The sequence below is a fragment of the Micromonospora sp. NPDC023814 genome, assembly GCF_040639595.1.
Classification (GTDB): domain Bacteria; phylum Actinomycetota; class Actinomycetes; order Mycobacteriales; family Micromonosporaceae; genus Micromonospora.
On the sequence record NZ_JBFAAF010000198.1, the window covers coordinates 1 to 2,463 of the forward strand.

Sequence of the window (2,463 nt, forward strand, 5' to 3'; positions counted from 1 at the left end):
CGACCACGGTGTGGATCAACAAACCAGCAGCTCAACCCGCAGATCTACAGAACACCTGACCACGAAAACGTCTCACTTGACTTGACAGGTTCCGACCTGTTGCCGATCGGCCGCCGCGAGGCTCACCTGCCGGGAAACGACCGGCTGACCCTCCAACTCACACAAGTCCTCCGGCAGCCGACCATGCACGTCCATGTATCCGGCGATCTGCCGCGTGCGGTTGCGGATCGTCGCGTTGTCGGTGCCGTCGGGTAGCCGCGCCCGCAACGCCGACCAATCCTCACCGGTCCGGGCGAACGGATCGTCCGGCCACGACGCGAGCAGCGCGGCAACGACCGCCCGGCGGTGACACGCCAAACGCAAAGCGCGGGCCGCTTCCTCCTCCGCAATCCGACGAACCCGGTCTGACACCACCACACCCGCCGGCGCTACGGCACCCCAGCCAAGCCGACGCAGCGCCATCCACCCGCTGCTCGGCAGGCGCCTCCCATCAACCCCGACACCACCGGCAAGAACCGCAAGATCGGCATCCGACCAATGCGCAGCGATCACCCGATCGGCCATACCCCGCACCAGGTCCGCCAGCCACCCCACACGCCCAGCCAACACCCGCCCAGCCACCGGCGCCCGCACGCCAGCCACGCCCGGCTTACCGCCGCACACCGCCCGATACGCCGTGCAGGTCGTGGTTGACGTCAGCCACGCGCCAGCCACTACCCCACGCCCTCACCCGCGGCCGCCAACAGTCGACGCTTCGCATCACGGGACCGGATCCCATACATCCGACCGGCGAACATGGCCACCAGGGACAAGAAATCATCCAAAAGTTCCTCGACCCCACCGGCCGAACCCTTCGGATGCAACACCTCGACGGTCACCCCGTCACGAGCCAGAAGAGCGGTCAACCACGCGATGCCGAACCGGGCCAACCGATCGCTGTGGGTCACTCTCACGACCGTAAACTCGCCGGCCGCGGCTGCCTTCAACAGCCGGGTCAGACCGGGCCGGTTCTCCCGCAGCCCAGACGCCCTGTCCTTGAACACCGCCATTACCTCGCCGACAGCCGTAGCCCGCAGCTCCGCCTCCTGGGCCACCAGCGACGGCTCCTGGCCCGCCGTGCCCGACACCCGCACATACAACGCCTCACGCCGCGGCCGGTCCACCTCAACACGGCCGACGAACACGTCGAGCAACGCAGAGTCGAAACGACGCTCCCGACCCACCCACGTCACCGCCACACGTCCCTCATCCGCCCACCGACGCAAAGTCACAGGATGCACACCGATGTACTCGGCAGCCGGACCCAGACGCAGCAATGACACGGCCGACAACGTAGCACACAGGATCACTTAGCCAATCGACCAGCAGACCCCACCAAACCGTACGTCCGTCTTGTTAACCGTACGGCCCGTGGCGCAGCCCTATAAGCGGGATCACTAGGCTCGGTGGCATGGAGCAGCGGACCTTCCCCCGGCCGGGGCGGCACGTCGGGGTGATCGGGCCGGGCAGCGAGCGGCTCGTCGGACGGTTCCCCGGGACGGGGATCGACGGAGGGGAATCACGATGAAGGGCTGGCTGCCGCTCACCCTCGGCCTGCTCGCCGTGGTCGGCGGGGCGGTCTGGACGGTGCAGGGCCTCGGCTACGTCGAGGGCAGCCTGATGACCGACCAGCGGATCTGGGCGATCCTCGGACCGCTCGTCGTCCTGATCGGACTCGCCCTGCTCTGGTCCGGGCTGCGCGCCCGCCGACGCCGCTGAGTGCCCCTGCGCTCCCGCCCCCGGCCCCGGCGTGCCGACCGCACCCGGATACGCGGAAAGCCCCGCATCCCGGGCGGGATACGGGGCTTCACTGGTGATCCGGGCGTCGGATCATCCCCTGGTCGGCGACTGCCGACCGGCGGTGCTCAGATGGGGCGAACCTGCTCGGCCTGCGGACCCTTCTGACCCTGGGCGATCTCGAACTCCACCCGCTGGTTCTCCTCCAGCGTGCGGTAGCCGCTGGTCTGGATGGCCGAGAAGTGGACGAACACGTCAGCACCCCCGCCGTCGACGGTGATGAAGCCGAAGCCCTTGTCAGCGTTGAACCACTTCACGGTTCCCTGCGCCATGTGTATCTCCTTCTAAAACTGGCGGCCGAGCACGCCGTGCGGCCGATTGGCCGTTTTCGAGCAGCGGCGCCTGAGGCGGCCCCCATCGAAGGAGACTTCTCTCAACCCACGCCATCTCTCAACAGCGTGGAACAGCAAACCACGTACGCAAAAACTCTGCACAGCCTACCCGACGAAATTCTCCGACATGTGACCTGACGGATGCCGAAGATCCGCTGGGTGGGCGCTTACCGCCGTGCGAAAGGCCCCCTCACCGCCGTCTCGGGTTCTAGGGATCGTTGCAACGCCTGACGTGATCAGGGGTTGCAGTGTTCGAGATCCGTGGGGATCGCAGGCCGCAGGGTCCGAAGAAGCT

At 67.3% G+C, this 2,463-nt stretch carries 4 protein-coding genes; 1 reads left to right on the plus strand and 3 read right to left on the minus strand.

Translation table 11 applies throughout. The features are described from left to right. Positions 1-72 precede the first annotated feature (72 nt). Both AB0G14_RS35335 and AB0G14_RS35340 read right to left on the minus strand, forming a co-directional pair. Positions 73-564: a hypothetical protein gene (locus tag AB0G14_RS35335; RefSeq protein ID WP_357705102.1), complete on the minus strand. Its 492-nt coding sequence runs from the start codon at positions 562-564 to the stop codon at positions 73-75. Positions 565-713: 149 nt separating this feature from the next. Beyond that, the gene (locus AB0G14_RS35340; protein WP_357705104.1) at positions 714-1,322 is read right to left on the minus strand and encodes an IS607 family transposase; all 609 of its coding nucleotides are present in this window, start codon (positions 1,320-1,322) and stop codon (positions 714-716) included. Between the two features lie 241 nt (positions 1,323-1,563). On the opposite strand from AB0G14_RS35340, the gene AB0G14_RS35345 reads away from it, so the two are divergent. After that, positions 1,564-1,758 carry a hypothetical protein gene (locus tag AB0G14_RS35345; protein WP_357452205.1) on the plus strand — a complete coding sequence of 65 codons (195 nt, stop codon included), beginning with the start codon at positions 1,564-1,566 and terminating at the stop codon, positions 1,756-1,758. Positions 1,759-1,904: 146 nt separating this feature from the next. On the opposite strand, the gene AB0G14_RS35350 is transcribed toward AB0G14_RS35345, so the two are convergent. Next, positions 1,905-2,108, minus strand: coding sequence for a cold-shock protein (locus AB0G14_RS35350; RefSeq protein WP_007075740.1), 204 nt, complete (start codon positions 2,106-2,108; stop codon positions 1,905-1,907). Between the last annotated feature and the right edge of the window lie 355 nt (positions 2,109-2,463).